The sequence below is a fragment of the Dactylosporangium sp. NPDC000244 genome, from assembly GCF_040300725.1.
Taxonomy (GTDB): domain Bacteria; phylum Actinomycetota; class Actinomycetes; order Mycobacteriales; family Micromonosporaceae; genus Dactylosporangium.
The window spans coordinates 23,310-38,585 of record NZ_JBEPEH010000073.1 but is presented as its reverse complement, the minus strand read 5'-3'; the positions used below and the strand labels follow the sequence as shown (position 1 = coordinate 38,585).

General features: G+C 72.8%; 16 protein-coding genes. 7 read left to right on the top strand and 9 right to left on the bottom strand.

Going from position 1 to position 15,276, the window contains the following annotated elements:
• Positions 1-375: 375 nt before the first annotated feature.
• A complete protein-coding gene (locus ABT369_RS55340) occupies positions 376-1,563 on the bottom strand; it encodes a chitosanase (RefSeq protein ID WP_350626369.1) in 1,188 nt (395 codons plus the stop codon).
• Between the two features lie 301 nt (positions 1,564-1,864).
• On the opposite strand from ABT369_RS55340, the gene ABT369_RS55335 reads away from it, so the two are divergent.
• Positions 1,865-4,192, top strand: coding sequence for a putative bifunctional diguanylate cyclase/phosphodiesterase (locus tag ABT369_RS55335; protein ID WP_350626367.1), 2,328 nt, complete (start codon positions 1,865-1,867; stop codon positions 4,190-4,192).
• A 19-nt stretch (positions 4,193-4,211) separates the two neighbouring features.
• Here the strand turns inward: ABT369_RS55335 and ABT369_RS55330 are convergent, their stop codons facing one another.
• Both ABT369_RS55330 and ABT369_RS55325 read right to left on the bottom strand, forming a co-directional pair.
• Complete coding sequence (locus ABT369_RS55330; protein ID WP_350626365.1) at positions 4,212-5,159, bottom strand: anti-sigma factor RsbA family regulatory protein; 948 nt, start codon at positions 5,157-5,159, stop codon at positions 4,212-4,214.
• Positions 5,156-5,932 carry an MEDS domain-containing protein gene (locus ABT369_RS55325; RefSeq protein ID WP_350626363.1) on the bottom strand — a complete coding sequence of 259 codons (777 nt, stop codon included), beginning with the start codon at positions 5,930-5,932 and terminating at the stop codon, positions 5,156-5,158. Before ABT369_RS55325 ends, ABT369_RS55330 begins: the two co-directional genes overlap by 4 nt.
• 344 nt (positions 5,933-6,276) lie before the next feature.
• On the opposite strand from ABT369_RS55325, the gene ABT369_RS55320 reads away from it, so the two are divergent.
• Positions 6,277-6,909 carry an NADPH-dependent F420 reductase gene (locus ABT369_RS55320; RefSeq protein WP_350626361.1) on the top strand — a complete coding sequence of 211 codons (633 nt, stop codon included), beginning with the start codon at positions 6,277-6,279 and terminating at the stop codon, positions 6,907-6,909.
• A gap of 275 nt (positions 6,910-7,184) precedes the next feature.
• Here ABT369_RS55320 and ABT369_RS55315 read toward each other — a convergent pair whose 3' ends face one another.
• Together ABT369_RS55315 and ABT369_RS55310 are read right to left on the bottom strand one after the other, a co-directional pair.
• A complete protein-coding gene (locus ABT369_RS55315; protein WP_350626375.1) occupies positions 7,185-7,808 on the bottom strand; it encodes a response regulator transcription factor in 624 nt (207 codons plus the stop codon).
• Positions 7,809-8,116: 308 nt separating this feature from the next.
• Positions 8,117-9,295 carry a sensor histidine kinase gene (locus tag ABT369_RS55310; protein WP_350626359.1) on the bottom strand — a complete coding sequence of 393 codons (1,179 nt, stop codon included), beginning with the start codon at positions 9,293-9,295 and terminating at the stop codon, positions 8,117-8,119.
• 85 nt (positions 9,296-9,380) lie between these two features.
• On the opposite strand from ABT369_RS55310, the gene ABT369_RS55305 reads away from it, so the two are divergent.
• Entirely contained in the window at positions 9,381-9,557 is a 177-nt protein-coding gene (locus ABT369_RS55305) for a hypothetical protein (RefSeq protein WP_350626357.1), read from the top strand.
• Positions 9,558-9,668: 111 nt separating this feature from the next.
• Here the strand turns inward: ABT369_RS55305 and ABT369_RS55300 are convergent, their stop codons facing one another.
• Positions 9,669-10,322, bottom strand: a complete 654-nt coding sequence (locus ABT369_RS55300) for a class I SAM-dependent methyltransferase (protein ID WP_350626355.1) — start codon at positions 10,320-10,322, stop codon at positions 9,669-9,671.
• A 64-nt stretch (positions 10,323-10,386) separates the two neighbouring features.
• On the opposite strand from ABT369_RS55300, the gene ABT369_RS55295 reads away from it, so the two are divergent.
• Positions 10,387-11,241, top strand: coding sequence for a hypothetical protein (locus tag ABT369_RS55295; RefSeq protein ID WP_350626353.1), 855 nt, complete (start codon positions 10,387-10,389; stop codon positions 11,239-11,241).
• On the opposite strand, the gene ABT369_RS55290 is transcribed toward ABT369_RS55295, so the two are convergent.
• Positions 11,228-11,659, bottom strand: coding sequence for an SRPBCC family protein (locus tag ABT369_RS55290; protein WP_350626351.1), 432 nt, complete (start codon positions 11,657-11,659; stop codon positions 11,228-11,230). The genes ABT369_RS55295 and ABT369_RS55290 overlap by 14 nt on opposite strands.
• Positions 11,660-11,743: 84 nt before the next feature.
• On the opposite strand from ABT369_RS55290, the gene ABT369_RS55285 reads away from it, so the two are divergent.
• On the top strand, positions 11,744-12,298 hold the full coding sequence (locus ABT369_RS55285) for a TetR/AcrR family transcriptional regulator (protein ID WP_350626349.1): 555 nt from the start codon (positions 11,744-11,746) through the stop codon (positions 12,296-12,298).
• A gap of 15 nt (positions 12,299-12,313) precedes the next feature.
• On the opposite strand, the gene ABT369_RS55280 is transcribed toward ABT369_RS55285, so the two are convergent.
• Entirely contained in the window at positions 12,314-12,937 is a 624-nt protein-coding gene (locus ABT369_RS55280) for a maleylpyruvate isomerase family mycothiol-dependent enzyme (protein ID WP_350626347.1), read from the bottom strand.
• A gap of 39 nt (positions 12,938-12,976) precedes the next feature.
• Between ABT369_RS55280 and ABT369_RS55275 the strand changes: the two genes are divergently transcribed.
• Together ABT369_RS55275 and ABT369_RS55270 are read left to right on the top strand one after the other, a co-directional pair.
• Positions 12,977-13,963, top strand: coding sequence for an RNA polymerase subunit sigma-70 (locus tag ABT369_RS55275; RefSeq protein WP_350626345.1), 987 nt, complete (start codon positions 12,977-12,979; stop codon positions 13,961-13,963).
• Positions 13,964-14,144: 181 nt separating this feature from the next.
• Positions 14,145-14,657 carry a hypothetical protein gene (locus ABT369_RS55270; RefSeq protein WP_350626343.1) on the top strand — a complete coding sequence of 171 codons (513 nt, stop codon included), beginning with the start codon at positions 14,145-14,147 and terminating at the stop codon, positions 14,655-14,657.
• A 44-nt stretch (positions 14,658-14,701) separates the two neighbouring features.
• Here the strand turns inward: ABT369_RS55270 and ABT369_RS55265 are convergent, their stop codons facing one another.
• On the bottom strand, positions 14,702-15,259 hold the full coding sequence (locus ABT369_RS55265; RefSeq protein ID WP_350626341.1) for a DinB family protein: 558 nt from the start codon (positions 15,257-15,259) through the stop codon (positions 14,702-14,704).
• Positions 15,260-15,276 lie beyond the last annotated feature (17 nt).

The following is a 15,276-nucleotide window of genomic DNA, read 5'->3' as shown; positions in this document are numbered from 1 at the left end:
ACATGGAACCACTGCGCGAACGTCCGCATCTCCTCCCACACCGCCACGCGCGCCGCGTCGACGTCACCGTCGCCGTCAATGCCGATCGAGAACCCAGTGCCGCTCATGCGCGCGGACGCTACCGACCGCGCGCCACCCGCCCGGCCACCTGCGGCCCGTCGGTTACGGTGGGCGCGGCGGGAGGTGGGCCACGGTGACGTTCGGGGGCGAAGACGACCTGCGGGGCGCGCGGTTCGCCGGGGTGAGCCTGCGCGGGGCGCGGTTCGGCGAGCACCATCGGTACGCCGTGCGTGACCTCTACGCTCGGGCCTCCTCGTATACGTCGGCCGCGACAAGCGTCACGCACCGCATCGTAGAGCGGCGGCGACCGATCGGTCAGGCGGTGATGGTGTACGAGTCGCCGTACACCTTCCACGACAGTGGCGGCCGCAGGTCGAGGTTGCCCGCGGCCAGGAACGCGCGCTGGGCGGTGTCGACGCGGCTCGTGTCGCTGTGCGCCTCCTCGGTGCGCATCGCGGCGACCCGGGCGTCGAGGAACGCGTTGAGGAAGGCGGTCTCGTCGCCGCCCTGGGCCGGGCTCTTCGCCTTGGCCAGGGCCGCCTTGCGGATGCCGCCGAAGCTGGCGGCGTCGTTGCCGGGGCCGTGCATGACGAGCGCGTCGAAGTAGGCGAACTGGCCCAGCGCCCGCAGCCCGTCGGCCTTGGCCTGGGCGATGGCCGGGTTGAAGTACACCCGGTCGCGCTCGTCGTCCTGGGCCTTGCGGAACGCCGGGTCGGCCGCGGCGCGCTTCCAGTCGGCGACGAAGGCCTCGCCGAGACCGGTGTGCGCGGCGGTGCCGTTGACACTGCGCAGGGCCGGCAGATACTTCGCCAGCACGTTGCCGGGCGCGGCCACGGTGTAGGCCCCGACCACCTCGAGCATGTCGCCGGTGCCGGAGCAGAAGCCGATGATGCCGCCGGTGTACCCGCGGCCGTCCCCGATGTCCTCGATGTACTGGTACTGGGCCTGCCAGTCGAGGCTGGAGTTCTCCGCCGAGGACACGAGCCGCATGGCGACGTCCGTGCTCAGGTCCGCCCTGGTCACCGGGGTCGGGGCCGGGGCCGCCTCGGCCCGGTGCCCGTAGACCTCCAACTCGCCGAGCGCGAGTCCCTTCGTGCCGCGCGGGGTCGCCGTCAGCCGCACGTAGCGCCCGGTGCCGCCGAGCCCGGCGATGTCGTCGGTCTTGCCGTCGCCGGCGCCGGTGGCGTACAGCGGCGTCCAGGTGCTCCCGTCGGCGGAGGTCTCCAGGCGGTACACCTTGGCGAAGGCGGAACCCCAGGACAGCCGGACGCGGCTGACGGCGCTCACGGCCCCCAGGTCGACCCGCAGCCACTGCGCGCCGCGCCCGCTCGTCGTCCACCGCGTCGAGGTCTTCCCGTCGACCGCGCGCGCCGCACTCCCCGCCGACGCGGCCGCGGGCCGCCCCTTGGACACCACGGCGTCCGCCGCGTACGCGCTGGGCGCCACGAGCGCCACCCCCGCGATGACTGCCCCGATCCCTGCCGCCGTGCGCCGTGCCGCCATGCCATCCCTGCCCGTCCGTCGGAGTCCCGGTCGGGGTGAGCATCGGCACACCCGGGCGCGCCCATGATCCCGGCAACCACCCCGCTCCCGCCCCGCGACGAACGCGAAACGCCCGCCGCCGGTCGACAGCGCCGGGCGGTCGCGCGGCGGACAGCGGCGCGCATCCGGGCCGTGACTGGTGGTGGCGGATTGACCGATGGGGCTACAGGCGTTTCCTTCATATCCTGGCGCGGCGACCGATCTAGCAGGCGGCCGATCCAGCAGGCGGCCGATCAGACGGACGAGAGGGAGGCGCGGCGGGATGGGCGACACACATCTGCGGGCCGAGCGCGCCGACACCCGGCCGCTGCTGATCGCCTGCATCACGATCTTCGGGCTCGGCTGCGTCTGGACCGCGTTCTTCGCCGCGGGGCTGCCGGCGCCCAAGGTGCTGATGTGGCTCACGGTGCCCGGGACCAGCGTGGTCGCCATGCTCACCACGCTGCGGGTGTCCCGCTCGCCGGGGCTGCACCCGGCCGCGCGGCGGTTCTGGGCGACCCTCACCGCCGTCGAGGTGCTCGTGCTGGCCGGGGCCAGCCTCATGACCGTGGCCACGTTCGCCCAGTGGTCCTCGCGCCCGTTGCTCTTCGTCGGTACCGCCGTGCCGCTGCTCGCCATCGGGCTGCTGATCGTGATGTGGGCGCTGCTGCGGCTCCCCGTCGGCGAGCGCAGCCGCAACGAGTGGGTGCGGCTCACGCTCGACGGGGCGACCGTCACGGCCGCCGCGGCGCTGTTCCTGTGGCACCTCGTGCTCCGGCCGCTCGCGCAGAGCCACACCGACGTGCCCAAGTTCCTCGGGATCCTGCTGATCTCCCTGGTCTGCCTGTTGGCGCTGGTCGCGGTGATGAAGGTGGTGATGGTCGGCAGCGGGCCGGTGAGCTCGGCGTCGCTGCGGCTGCTGGCGCTCACCATCCTCATCGGCGTGTTCGCCTCCGCGGCGGCGCCGATCACCAACCAGCCCCGCTGGGTCGGGCTGCAGCCGATCAGCATCATCGTGAACATGCTCATCGTCACCTGGTCCGCGCACGTCCAGCGCCGCCGCAGCGACGACCCCGCCGACCCGCGGGCCGGCGCGCGGCGGCAGCGGCGGTTCTCGATGCTGCCGTACGTCGCCGTCGGGGCCACCTCCCTGCTGCTCGCGGTGCAGAGCTTCCGCGCGGGGCGGGAGCACGGCGTCGTCGACATCGCGCCGGTGGCGCTCGGGGCCATCCTCATCACCGGGATCGTGGTCGCGCGGCAGCTGTTCGCCCTGCGGGACAACGCGCACCTGCTCGACTCCGTCAGCCGGCACGAGCAGCAGCTGCAGCACCAGGCGACCCACGACACGCTCACCGGCCTGGCCAACCGGGCCGGGTTCAGCGCGCTCGTCGACGAGGCCCTGACCCGCGACGCGAGCGCGGCCGTGCTGCTCATCGACCTCGACGACTTCAAGGAGGTCAACGACACGCTCGGGCACGACGTCGGCGACGCCGTGCTCGTGGCGGTCGCCGAGCGGCTGCGGGCCGCGGTGCGGGGCGGCGACGTCGTGGCCCGCCTGGGCGGGGACGAGTTCGCGGTCCTGCTGCGCCACGCGCCGGGCGGGGACGCCGACCGGGCCGCGGAGCGGGTGCTGTCGCTGCTCGTGCCGCCCGTGAGCGCGGCCGGGCACCACCTGCTCGTGCACGCCAGCATCGGCGTCGCGCCCGCCGGGGCCGGCGACGACCTGGGCACCCTGCTGCGCAAGGCCGACATCGCGATGTACGCCGCGAAGGACCGCGGCAAGGGCAACTCCGTGGGCTACACGCCGGACATGGCGGCCCGCATCCAGGCGCACGCCGAGCTCGGCGCGGATCTGCGCGACGCCATCGGGACCGATCGGCTCTACCTGCGGTACCAGCCGATCGTCCGGCTCGAGGACGGTGCGCTGTTCGGGGCCGAGGCCCTGATGCGCTTCGAGCACCCGACGCGCGGCCCGGTCTCGCCGGCCGAGTTCATCCCCGTCGCCGAGCAGTCCGGCCTGATCGTGCCGCTGGGCCGGTGGGCCCTGCGCGAGGCGTGCTTGCAGGCGTCGCAGTGGCTGCGGCGGTACGGCGACGACGCCCTGCGCTCGATCACCGTCAACGTGGCCGGGCGCCAGCTGCAGGACCCCGGGTTCGTCGACGACGTGCGCGCCACCCTGGCCGCGGCCGGGCTGCCGGCGCAGCGGCTGCTGATCGAGGTGACCGAGACCGCGGTGCTCAACGACGGGCAGGCGATCGCGACCCTGCACGAGCTGCGGGCGCTCGGGGTGCGCATCGCGCTGGACGACTTCGGCACCGCCGCGTCCTCGCTCGGGCTGCTGCTGACCTGCCCCGTCACCACGCTCAAGCTCGACCGCAGCTTCGTGGAGGAGATCACGACCGCGGGCCGGCCGGCGGCGGTCGCCCAGGCGGTCATCCACATCGCGAAGACGCTCGATCTCGCGGCGGTCGCGGAGGGCATCGAGACCCCGGCGCAGGCCGAGGTGCTGCGGCGGCAGGGGTACGAGCTCGGGCAGGGGTACCTCTACGCCCGCCCGCTCGCCCCGGAGGAGCTCGAGGCGCGGCTCCAGCCGGCCGCGCAGCCGGTCTAGTTCCGTACGGTCATCCGGCCTAGTTCTTCACGGTCATCCGGACGGTGAAGCTGTCGGGTGCGCGCTGCAGGCTGACGTGGTCGCAGACCTGGTGGGTGATCCACAGCCCGAAGCCGGCGGAGTGCTCGCTGGCCGCGGGCAGCAGCCCCGCGAACGGGTCCTTCGGGCCGGCGCCGGCGTCGGCCACGGACACGACCACGCGCCCGTCCGCGGCCCACACGCGCAGGCGGGTCGACGGCCGGCCGTACCGGCCGGCGTTCGCCACGATCTCGCTCACCGCGAGCGTGAGGTCGTCCAGCCGCGCCCGGCCGACCCGGCCCTCGCCGGCCGCGCGCACGATCCGGCGGGCCTCCTCGGGCGGCGCGTCGAGCACGTCGGCGGCCGGGGGATGCCATTGCAGCGGGTCGGCGGCCTCGGGCCGGTTCTCCAGCAGAAACGTCTCGGGGTCGGTGTACTCGTCGTTGGCCGTGTGCCGCCCGCCGGGCCCGGCGGTCTGCGGGTGGGTGCGCAGCACGTCGGCGAGCACGTGGGCGGGCGTGCTGCGGGTGTCGTACGCGCACATGCTCCACAGCGGGAAATCGTCGTATGCGTGGTTGATCGCCGACTCGTAGCGGGCCCACCAGTCCCAGGTGTCGCCGAACTGCTCGCGGCCGAGCTCGCCGACGATGCGGATCTGCCCGGCGCCGGCGGCCACGTGCTCGGCGAGCAGGTCGCGGTAGGAGCGGATGGCCCCGGCCGGGCGGGCGTAGACCTCGCCGCCGGGCAGGAACGTCACCGGGCAGCCGGCCGGCAGGGCGTCACGGACCAGGGCCGCGTTGCGAGCGCCGAACGAGACCAGCGTGGGCTCGCCGGCCTCGACGCCGCCCAGCAGGAAGGGCAGCACGACGGCGAGCAGGTGCTCGTCGGAGTCGTAGCACACCGCCTCGTGCAGGTAGCCGGTGTGCCCGGCTCCGGCCCCCGTCCTCATCCCGCCGCCTCTATCCAAATCCGCGTCAGCCGCAGCAGCTCGACCAGGTGCGCCGCGGTCGTCAGCGAGGTGCGCAGCACCACGGTGACGTCGCGCCGCTCCGCGTAGCGCTGCAGGTGCAGCATCGCCCGGTGGTCGACGAACTGCAGGCCGTGCGCGTCGAAGATGATCTGCCCGTGCTCAGGATGTGGTTCTACCCGATCGAGCGCGACGGGAAACAGCAGGTCGGCGGCGCTGTCGAGTTCGCCACTGACCAGCACCGCGCCGGGCGCGTGAGGGTCGCCGCGCAAGGTGAACCGGGCCTCGGCGGCGTTGGTGCGCGGGTGCAGGCAGGCGAGCTCGCCGACAGCCCGCGCACCGGCCTCGGCCCGGTGCAGCGCGCACACGGCCTGCATCGGCGCGACGGCGATGAAGCGGTCGACCAGGGCCTCGTACCGCGCGAACGCGTCCAGCTCCGAGTCGGTGCGCACGAGCGCGGTGCAGTCGGCGAACACGCGCAGCCCGGTGTGCCCGGCGGCGAGCGCCGCTTCGGTGGCGGCGGCGTACGCGGCGACCTGGGCCTTCGGGTCGACGGCGACACCGGCCGCGTAGGTGGACTCGAGCGAGACGAACTCGGCGCCCTCGGGCAGCCAGCCCGGGTCGGCGAGGCCGGCGAACCAGGCCCGCTGTCCGGCCGCGAGCCCGGCGTCGAGGTATGACCGTGCGTATGCGTGCAGTTGCCCGGGGTCGTCATACGTCCAGCAGATGTGCTGGTCGGTGGCGAGGTTACGCACGGTGAGAGCCTAGCTCCTGGATCGTTGCACGTGAACGGCCCGGCGCGGGCCGTTCCGGCGCTCCCGGGCGCTCCCGGGTTTACGCGAGCACGTCATCGGGCGCTCGCGTTGGCTTGACGACTCCGGTTCGGCCCATGCGTTCCGGGCGGGCGCGTATTCGATGCTCACGTCCCGGGCCGGGCGCGCGTTCGGTTCGCGGGTCCGGGATTAACGCGCATTTGGTTCGCGGGTCCGGGATGAGCGCGCATTTGGTGATGTCGTTCGGTATGGGCAGGTTTCGGGTGAACGCGTCCGGCACGGGCCGGTTCTTGGGTGAACGCGTCCGGCCCGGGTAGCCGGGGCGCATGAGAATCGGACTGATCGGAGCGGGCCACATCGGCTCGACGCTCGCCTACCTGTGCGCCGAGGCCGGCGACGAGGTCGCGATAGCCAACCGCCACGGCCCGGACACCCTGCGCGACCTCGAACTCGACCTAGGCCGCCACGTGCACGCGGCAACACCCGACGAGGCCGCACGCTTCGGCGAGATCGTCGTGCTCGCGGTGCCGTTCGGGCAGTATCGGGACCTGCCGGCGGCCGAGCTGAACGGCAAGACCGTGATCGACGCGAGCAACTACTACCCGCAGCGCGACGGCCGGTTCGCCGAGCTCGAGGACGGCCACGTGACCAGCAGCGAGCTGGTGCAGTGGGAGCTGCCGGGCGCGCACGTCGTGAAGGCCTTCAACGCGATGCGGTGGGACCACCTGCGCAGCTACGGCCACTCCGCCGGCGCCAACCGTCGCTACGGCATCCCCGTGTCGGCGGACGACTCGGACGCCAAGTGGAAGGTGTTCGACCTGGTGGAGCAGCTCGGCTTCGAGCCGGTCGACGCGGGCGGGCTGGCCGACGGGGGTCGCAAACACCAGCCGGGGACGCCGGTCTACACCGCGGACCTGTGGGCCGAGGATCTGCGCGAACGCATCGGCGTGGACGCCTGATCCCACCGTTGACTCACCACGGCGGGCTTCCCCACTTCCCCACTTCCCCGCCCCGCCGCACAGCCGGGCGCGGCCCCTCGCGCGCGACCCGACGATGCTCGCCTCGCATGCGACCGGAGTCCCCCACCCACGGCAGGTCTCTCCCTCGCGGCGCGGCCGGGCTTCTGCGGCGAGTTCGCGCCAGTCTGGGTGCCGCAGCCGATCTTGCCCAAAAGGTGACCGCCGCGACCGCGCCGACCGCTGGATCGCGGCGAGCACGGACGGTCACCGGCCACCTACTGCGGCGGAGGGAGCAGGCCCCGGGCGATCGCGGCGGTGACGGCGGCCGTCCGGTCCTTCACGCCGAGCTTGTCGAAGATGCGCATGACGTGGCTCTTCACCGTCGCCTCGCTCACGAACAGCTCACGCCCGGTCTCGGGGTTGGACAGGCCACGGGCGAGGCAGCGCAGCACATCGAGCTCGCGATTGGTCAGCTGCGGCACGTCCCCGCGCCGGGCACGCACGAGCCGGTCGGCGGCCGGCGCGGCGAGCGCGGTGCCGCCCCGCGCGGCCGTGCGCACGGCCGCGGTCAGCTCCTCGCGGCTGCACCCCTTGAGCAGGTATCCGACCGCGCCCGCGGCCACCGCGCGCACCACGTCACCGTCCGTGTCGTAGCTGGTCAGCACGAGCACCTTGGCCGCACCGTCGGCGGTGATCCGCTCGATCGCGGCGATCCCGTCGAGGTCGGGCAGCCGCAGATCCATGAGCACCACGTCGGGCCGCAGCGCCGCGGCGAGCCGGACCGCCTCGTACCCGCGGCCGCAGTCAGCCTCGACCACGAGGTCGGGTTCACGGTCCAGCACAGCCCGTAAACCCTCCCGGACGATAGGGTGGTCGTCCACCACGAGTAACCGAACCATCACGCCGCCACCGTCCCGGCCGCTGATGGCCCCTCCGAGGCCACCGCGAGAACACCGACCCCAGTCGCACCCGCCGCGACCGCCTTCGCCGCCGCCGCGTCGATCGGCACCGCCGTCGTGCTGACACCGCCGCCCCGGCCGCCGACGCCCGAGGAAGCCGCCCCGCCATTCACGCCGGCGGCTCCCAGTCGACCGGCACGCTGCCGATCAGAGCGACCGCCGCCGCACACCACGCGCCGGGAGGGCAACCGTCCCGGTCGCTCACGCCGCCGCCCGCCGCGCGTCGGGAGAACACCCGGCCCGGCCGTTCACGCCGGCAGCTCCACGTCGACGGTCACGCCCTGGCCGGGGCTGGTGCGCACCGCGACCGAGCCGCCCGCGGCCGTCACGCGCTCGCGCAGCCCGGCCAGGCCGAAGCCCGCCGGCCGGGCGCCCGCGTCGAAGCCGCGCCCGTCGTCGCTGACGCGAAGACCCAAGAGCCCGCCGTCGTACCGTATGCGCACCTCCACCCGCGACGCCCCCGCGTGCCGGCGCACGTTCGCGAGGGCCTCCTGGCCGGCCCGCAGCGCCACCACCTCCAGCTCGGCGGGCAGCGGCCGCGGCTCGCCCTCGACGGTCAGCGTGGCGCCGCCGGGCAGATCGGGGCCGATGCGGTCGACGACCTGGCGCAGCGCGGCCGGCAGCGAGGCGGCCCGCAGCGCCGGAGGAGTCGCGGCGTCGATGAGCGAGCGCGCCTCGCCGAGATTGTCGCGGGCGGTGTCGCGGGCTCGATACAGGTACGCCAGCGCCGCCTCGTTCCCGTCGCCGAGCTCGGCCTCGAGCGCGTCGAGCAGCAGCAGGACGCTCGTGAACCCCTGCGCGACCGTGTCGTGGATGTCGCGGGCCATGCGCTCGCGTTCGGCGAGCGCGCCCGCCTCGCGGCTGACCTCGGCGAGCTCGGCCCGGGTGGCGTCGAGCTCGGCGACGAGCCGCGCCCGGTGCGCGCTCTGCTCGATGATCCGGCTGATCCAGAGCCCGACGCCGACGGCGCACACCAGCGCGAGGGCGGCCGGGAGCAGGACCGTCTCGGGCGGGTACCGCAGCGCGAACACGACCCCGATCGCCACCACGGCGGCGACGGAGCCGGCGATCGCCTGCCGGGCGGGCAGCATGGCCCACACGTGCGGAAAGAGCAGGAACAACAGCACGGCCCCGGCGGGCGACACGGCGACGACGGCGGTGTTCAGGACGACGGCGATCCCGACGTACAGCCAGCCCTTGCCGTCCCGCGGGCGCCGCAGCAGGCCGGCACCGGCGACGGGATACCACGCGGCGAGCGCGGCGACGATCGCCACCCCGAGCACCCGGCGCCCGGCCCCGAGATCCCCGTCGAACGCGATGAGCCCCGCGGTGGTGACGGCCAGCGCGGCGAACGCGAGATGCCACCCCGCCGCGAGCCGATGCCACTCGTGCTGTCCAGGATCGCCGGCCCCATCGGGATCGTCCATCCCACCAGCATCGCCAATGCGCGCGGGCGGCGCATCCAACGGTCGTTGGATGTGCGGGGCGCCCGGCGGCGGGATGGTGATGGCCATGAGTCCTCGTCTGTCGATGAACATCATGCTGATCCTGTCCGTCTCCTACGGCGCCGCGGTGGCGATCGTGGCGCTGACCGCTTCCTCGGCCGTGGAAACCTTCGCGGTGATCGGCGCGATCGTGCTGGGCGTGCTGTGGGCCGCGCGCAGCTTCCTCATCCGCGGCTCCCGCTGACGCCCACGACGCCACGACCTCCTCCGACACTCACGGCGCACGCGGCGTCGGTCGCGGTCATGCGCAGCGGGCGTGGCCGCGGGTGGTCGTCGTGTCCGGCGGGCGTCGCGGTCAGTCGCGGCGCCCGTCGCCGATCCGCGCCTCGCCGAGAATCCAGTCGTTGCCGTCGCGCTCGATGCGGCACTCCCATCCGAGCCCGCGCAGCCGGTCCCGCAGTGCCGGCGGGTCGATGAAGCGCTTGACGATGCGGAACGTGCGCCCGTCGGTGAGCCGCCGCTCGACCACCTCGTCGCCGACGAAGGCCTCCTTGGGCTGTTCGTCCACGTGCTCGTCGACGAACAGGACGCGCCCGCCGGGGGCGAGCGAATCGCGCACGAGGCGCCAGAACTCCTCGAAGCGCTCCTGCGGCACGTGGGAGAGCCAGGCCGAGAAGAACACGACGTCGTACGCCGGCCCGGCCCGGAACCCGAACACGTCCGCGACCTCGAACGCGACCTCCCCCTCCCGCACGCGCTCCCGGGCGATGGCGATCGCTTCGGGCGCGGCGTCCACGGCGTGCACCGAGCCGGCCTCACGCGCGAGCGCCTCCGTCCACATCCCGGTGCCGCAGGCGAGCTCGAGCACCCGCCCGTGCGGCGCCATCGCGCGCACGAGCCGCGCGATCCGGACCCGCGCCGCGGCCACGTCCCCGTAGGCCGTGGCGTCATACTCCCCGGCGCGGCTGCGGTAGTACCCCACCTGCTCGGCCAGCACATTGTCCGTCATCGGTCCATCGTGCCTCAACGGCGCATACTAGCGACGGACATCTATATCTGGCACGCTGCCCGCCATGCAGAACTCCTTCGCGCGGCGCGCGGTCGTCGCCGCCGCCGTCCTCGCCGTGGTCCTCGCGCCCGCCGTTCCCGCGCACGCCGCGACGAGCTGGGTGACCGTCGGCTCCGATCGCGCCCGCCCGCTCGACGAGAGCCAGGGCCTGACCGTCATCCGCCGGGGCAGCGCCGTGGAGTACCGCTACACCGGCGTCGGCACCATCCCGCCCGACGTGGCCGCGCGCGGATTCGACCACGTCGGCGATCCCGACTCCGTCGCCGGCTGGTACGTGGAGCCGTACGAGCGCGGCGACCACAACGGCAAGATGTTCCGCGCCCAGTCGCCGGCCGGAGCCTGGACCGAGTACCGCCACGCGCTGACGGCGGGCGAGGCGTACAACAACTCGTGGTCCGCAATCACCCCGGACGGCACGTGGATGCTGGCCGGCGAGTGGGGCACCATGGACCGCCTGCTCGGCTTCCCCACTCCCGGCCTCAACCCCGCCGCCGTGGCGGGCGCGAACCTGCCGCTCGCCTTCACCGTGCGCCTCGACCACGCCGTACGCGACGTGCAGGGCTGCGACTTCCTCTCCGCGACCGCCCTGCTGTGCGCGTCCGACGACCCCGACGGCACCCTGTTCGGCATCACCAAGCCGCTGCTGCGGATCGACCTGGCTCGGGCCCCCGACGGCACCGACCTGACCGGCCACGTGACCGCCCTGCGGCAGCTGCCGCTGTCGAGCGCCTGCTCCGGCTCGTTCGAGGTCGAGGGCATCGACTACCAGGCGGCCGACGGCACCCTGCGAGTGATCGTGATGTCGCCGAGCGTGTGCGTGGTCTTCGACAGCAAGACCTGGCGCCTCAAGCAGGCCTGAGACGCCTCACGGCCGGTCCGGGCCAGGCGCCCAGCTCCCGGCTCAGCACCGGGGCCAGGCGGTCCATCGTCGTGGCCAGCCAGCCGGTGAGGGCGTCGGGCAGGGTGTCGTGCACCCAGACCAGCCGGCTGGTGCCGTCCGGCTCCGCGAACACCTGCATCGAGGTGTTGTCGTGGACGACCTCGTCGCCGACCCACGCGTACGCGATGCGCCGGCCCGGCTCGTCCCGGGCCACGAGGCGCTCGTGCACGACCATGCCGTCGGCGAAGGTCAGGGCCCGCACGTCCGGCTCGACCAGGCTGCTCGCCCGCACGGCGCCGCCGGTCATGCGCACCGGCCCGCCCTCGAAGTCGCCGACGATCGCCCAGACCGCGTCGGCCGGGGCCTCGATGGCGATCTCACGTACAACCGATCCCATGACATGCTCCTCCCAGTAGTAGGCAGACAGGTCTGTCTACCTGTTGAGCCGAGACTAGACAGACCTGTCTGTTATGGTCAAGCCGTGAGCCAGAAACCGGCCCGGGAGCGCCTCATGACGGTCGCGACCGCCCTGTTCTACGCCGAGGGCATCCACGCCGTCGGCATCGACCGCATCATCGCCGAGGCCGGCGTGGCCAAGGCGACCTTCTACCACCACTTCGCGAGCAAGGACGAGCTGGTGCGCGGGTACCTGGTCGAGGAGTACCAGCGCCAGGCCGATGCCCTGACGGCCGTGCACCGCGCGGCCGAGGGGGCCCGTGCCGCGCTGCTGGCCATCTTCGAGCTGCTCGTCGACAACGCCGCCCACCCGAGCTTCCGCGGCTGCCCGTTCACCAACGCCGCGGCCGAGTACCCGGACCCCGGCCACCCGGTGCGCCGGACCATCGCCGACTACCGGCGCTGGAACCGCGACCTGTTCCGCGAGCTGCTGGCCGAGACCGGGCACCGCGACCCGGACGGCACCGCCACGATGCTCATGGCGATCCGCGACGGCATCGTCATCGGCGGCTCCCTGGACGACCCGGCCGCCCTGCAGCCCCACGTGCGCGCCACCGTCACGCGGATGATCGACGCATGATTCCCGGCTCTGGTCTCATCGGGCCGCGAGCATTGGCGCGCCGGGGCCGCTCAGGTGTTCGAGGTACGCGGCACGGCCGGTCATCGCCATGATCAGGGCCAGCGTCGGGCCGGTGACGAGTGCGCCTTCGCCGGCGCGGAAGGGCCCATCGGTCGCCTCCAGCCGCAGACCGCCGGTCCGGCCCTTGGCCAGCACCGGCATGTCGGACCGGGAGTAGTACTCGGCCAGTTGCGTCAGCATCGCCTCCGGGTATGCACGGCGAATGCCCAGCGGCCGCCGGATGTCCTCCCCGTGCACGACGGTCTCGCCCAGCATCGCCAGAACCGGGAGCGGTGGCTTGGTGGTGCTGCCGACGACGGCCTGGAACCGGTCGAGCGTCTCGGCGCCGGTCGCGCCCAGGTGCTCAGCGAGCCGCATGGCCACCTGCCGGTCGAAGTCGAAGCGACACCGAATCACGCCGGCGAACCACCGCAGGGGCGTGAGGCTGGCCGCGGCGGTGAGATGGGCCAGCACCTCCCGGACGCTCAAGCCGGAACAGAGTGAGGGGGTCGGCCAGTCCGCGTCGGTCAGCGGCGCGAGGTCGGTGGCGAGGGCGGCGCGTTCGGTGTGCACGAACGACCAGGTGTTGTGGATGGTCATGTCAATGGAGACCGCGGGCAGCGGGCAGAATCGTCGCTCGTGGAAGAGGAATCTGATGTGGCCCGGGCCCGCGCCGGGGACGACGCGGCGTTCACGCGCCTCATCGCCCCGCTGCGCGGCGAGCTGCACGCGCACTGCTACCGCATTCTCGGGTCGAGTCCTGACGCGGACGATGCGCTCCAGGACGCCCTGCTGCGAGCCTGGCGTGGGCTGGCGGGCTTCCAGGGGCGCGGCAGCCTGCGCTCCTGGCTCTACACAGTGGCCACCCGCACCAGCGTGGACCTGGCCAACCAGCGTGGGCGCCGGGCACTGCCCGTGGATCTGAGCGCTGCCGCGGACCACGTCATGGCCGACGGTGACGAGCCCCTGACCGGGATCGCGTGGCTCGGCCCGTACGCGGACACGGTCCTCGCCGCCTACGAGCAACGTGAGGCGGTGGAACTCGCGTTCGTCGCGGCTCTGCAACACCTGCCGGGCAACCAACGGGCCGCCCTGCTGCTCTTCGATGTTCTCGGGTTCACGGTGAGCGAGATCGCCGAGATGATGGACACGTCCTCGACAGCGGTGAACTCGGCGCTGTCTCGGGCGCGCCGTGTCATCGCGGACAAGGCGGCCGGCCCGACCCAGCAGGAGGTCGTCCGGAAACTGGGTGACGCACGCGTGCGCCAGACGGTCACCGAGTTCGCCAACGCCCTCGAACGCGGCGACATCGACCGATTCGTCGCGCTCCTGACCGATGATGTGACCTGGTCCATGCCGCCGCTGCGACACTGGTACCGCGGCCGATCCGCGGTAGCGGACTTCGCCCTCGCGGTCCCGATGACCCGCTGCCCGAGCTGGCGGTACCGGCCGATCAGCGCCAACGGGCAACCAGCGGTGGCGTTCTACGTGGGCCCGGACGCCGACAGCGACCACCTCGCCTGGTCGATCACCGCGCTGACACTCCGCGCCGACCGCATCGCCACGATCACCTCGTTTCTCGGCGCCGAGCATTTCCCTGCCTTCGGACTTCCATCGTCACTGTGACCGCACTCGCATGCCACGCTCCTACCGAACAGCCCGGCTGAGCAAGTCCACGCTGCTGGCGACCCGCTCGCGCGGGCTCGTCCGCCTGATCCCTCTCGCCGATCCTCCAAGCATCAGGGCAGAAAAATGTCGGTGGTGGTCCCTATGCTGCTGTCGCGGATTCACGACACGGGGAGACAACATGCGAACGCCACGACTATTACCGGTGCTACTGCTTGCCACGACGCTCGGCCTGTCCACCGGGTGCACCAGCGAGCCGGGCAGCACAACGGCCACGAACGGGGCGGCTGCGAGCGGGGCAGCCACGAGCACGGCGGCCGCACCGAGCGCCACCGTTGACGTGAAAGCCAACACCGAGGCGGTGTGCAAGGCGGTGGTGGCCGCCTACAAGGCAGAAGAGGGCCAGCTGCTGCCGCTCGGCAGTGCCATAGCCAAGGCGTCGCTCAGCCATGACCAGCAGCAGATCGCGAAGGTCAGGGCAGATGCCGAGGTCGTGCTCAGCAGGCTGGACAAGGTGATCGACGCCGAGCTGGCCAAGGCCGCCGATCCCGCGGCGAAGGCAGCGATCAAGCACTACTCGGTGGTCTACGCGGACACCTGGCGCGCCGACAGCTATGCCACCATCGACCCCATCGACGAGATGGACAAGGCAAATGCCGCGGTCAAGCCGTATTGCCCAGCCTTGAAGATGTAGCCAGGTCCCATGCCTCGTCGGCATCCGCCGGAAGGCCGTCACGGTCAACCCGCGTACCCACGGTCACCGGGCATGGGTTGCACGGTGAGGCCCGCGGCGGTGAGGAACTGACGGATCTGGGAGGCATGCTCAACGACGTGCAGCGGCATGCTGCCGACAAGCACCGCGAACGGCATGCCGTGGTATCGATGGGCGCTCGGAAGCGGCCGAGCGGCCATCTCCTCGGTGAGGCCGTCAAGGGTCCGGCGTACGCGGCCGCGGCACCAGTCGACGTACCCGAGAAGCTCGGGCTTGGTGAACCTGCGGTTCGGGAAGCCGTACGTGTTGTCGTCAAACGGTTGCGGCGGTGCCCACGGCTCGAACTCGCCGACCAGGTCATAGTCGAGCGTGCTCAGCGCGTGGTAGCCGAGGAACCAGGGAGCCGAGCCGTGCAATCCCCCGTGCGGCGCCGGAGCCGTGGGCGCCTCGTCCGGCCACAAGTCCGTCTGCCACAGCTCGTCGGGGCAGTCGGTCAGCGCCGTCTCCATCAGTCGCAGCGCCTGTTCGAAGTTGTGGGCCATGCTCTGCACAAACGCGTTCGGCACAGTGCCGGTATAGCGCATGTCGGCGGTTCTGGCAC

Coding starts and splice junctions, on each gene's coding strand:
- ABT369_RS55335 (WP_350626367.1), top strand. CDS start 1,865: ATGGGCGACACACATCTGCGGGCCGAGCGCGCCGACACCCGGCCGCTG.
- ABT369_RS55310 (WP_350626359.1), bottom strand. CDS start 9,295: ATGGACGATCCCGATGGGGCCGGCGATCCTGGACAGCACGAGTGGCAT.
- ABT369_RS55290 (WP_350626351.1), bottom strand. CDS start 11,659: ATGGGATCGGTTGTACGTGAGATCGCCATCGAGGCCCCGGCCGACGCG.
- ABT369_RS55330 (WP_350626365.1), bottom strand. CDS start 5,159: ATGAGGACGGGGGCCGGAGCCGGGCACACCGGCTACCTGCACGAGGCG.
- ABT369_RS55315 (WP_350626375.1), bottom strand. CDS start 7,808: ATGGTTCGGTTACTCGTGGTGGACGACCACCCTATCGTCCGGGAGGGT.
- ABT369_RS55270 (WP_350626343.1), top strand. CDS start 14,145: ATGCGAACGCCACGACTATTACCGGTGCTACTGCTTGCCACGACGCTC.
- ABT369_RS55295 (WP_350626353.1), top strand. CDS start 10,387: ATGCAGAACTCCTTCGCGCGGCGCGCGGTCGTCGCCGCCGCCGTCCTC.
- ABT369_RS55300 (WP_350626355.1), bottom strand. CDS start 10,322: ATGACGGACAATGTGCTGGCCGAGCAGGTGGGGTACTACCGCAGCCGC.
- ABT369_RS55265 (WP_350626341.1), bottom strand. CDS start 15,259: ATGCGCTATACCGGCACTGTGCCGAACGCGTTTGTGCAGAGCATGGCC.
- ABT369_RS55305 (WP_350626357.1), top strand. CDS start 9,381: ATGAGTCCTCGTCTGTCGATGAACATCATGCTGATCCTGTCCGTCTCC.
- ABT369_RS55320 (WP_350626361.1), top strand. CDS start 6,277: ATGAGAATCGGACTGATCGGAGCGGGCCACATCGGCTCGACGCTCGCC.
- ABT369_RS55340 (WP_350626369.1), bottom strand. CDS start 1,563: ATGGCGGCACGGCGCACGGCGGCAGGGATCGGGGCAGTCATCGCGGGG.
- ABT369_RS55280 (WP_350626347.1), bottom strand. CDS start 12,937: ATGACCATCCACAACACCTGGTCGTTCGTGCACACCGAACGCGCCGCC.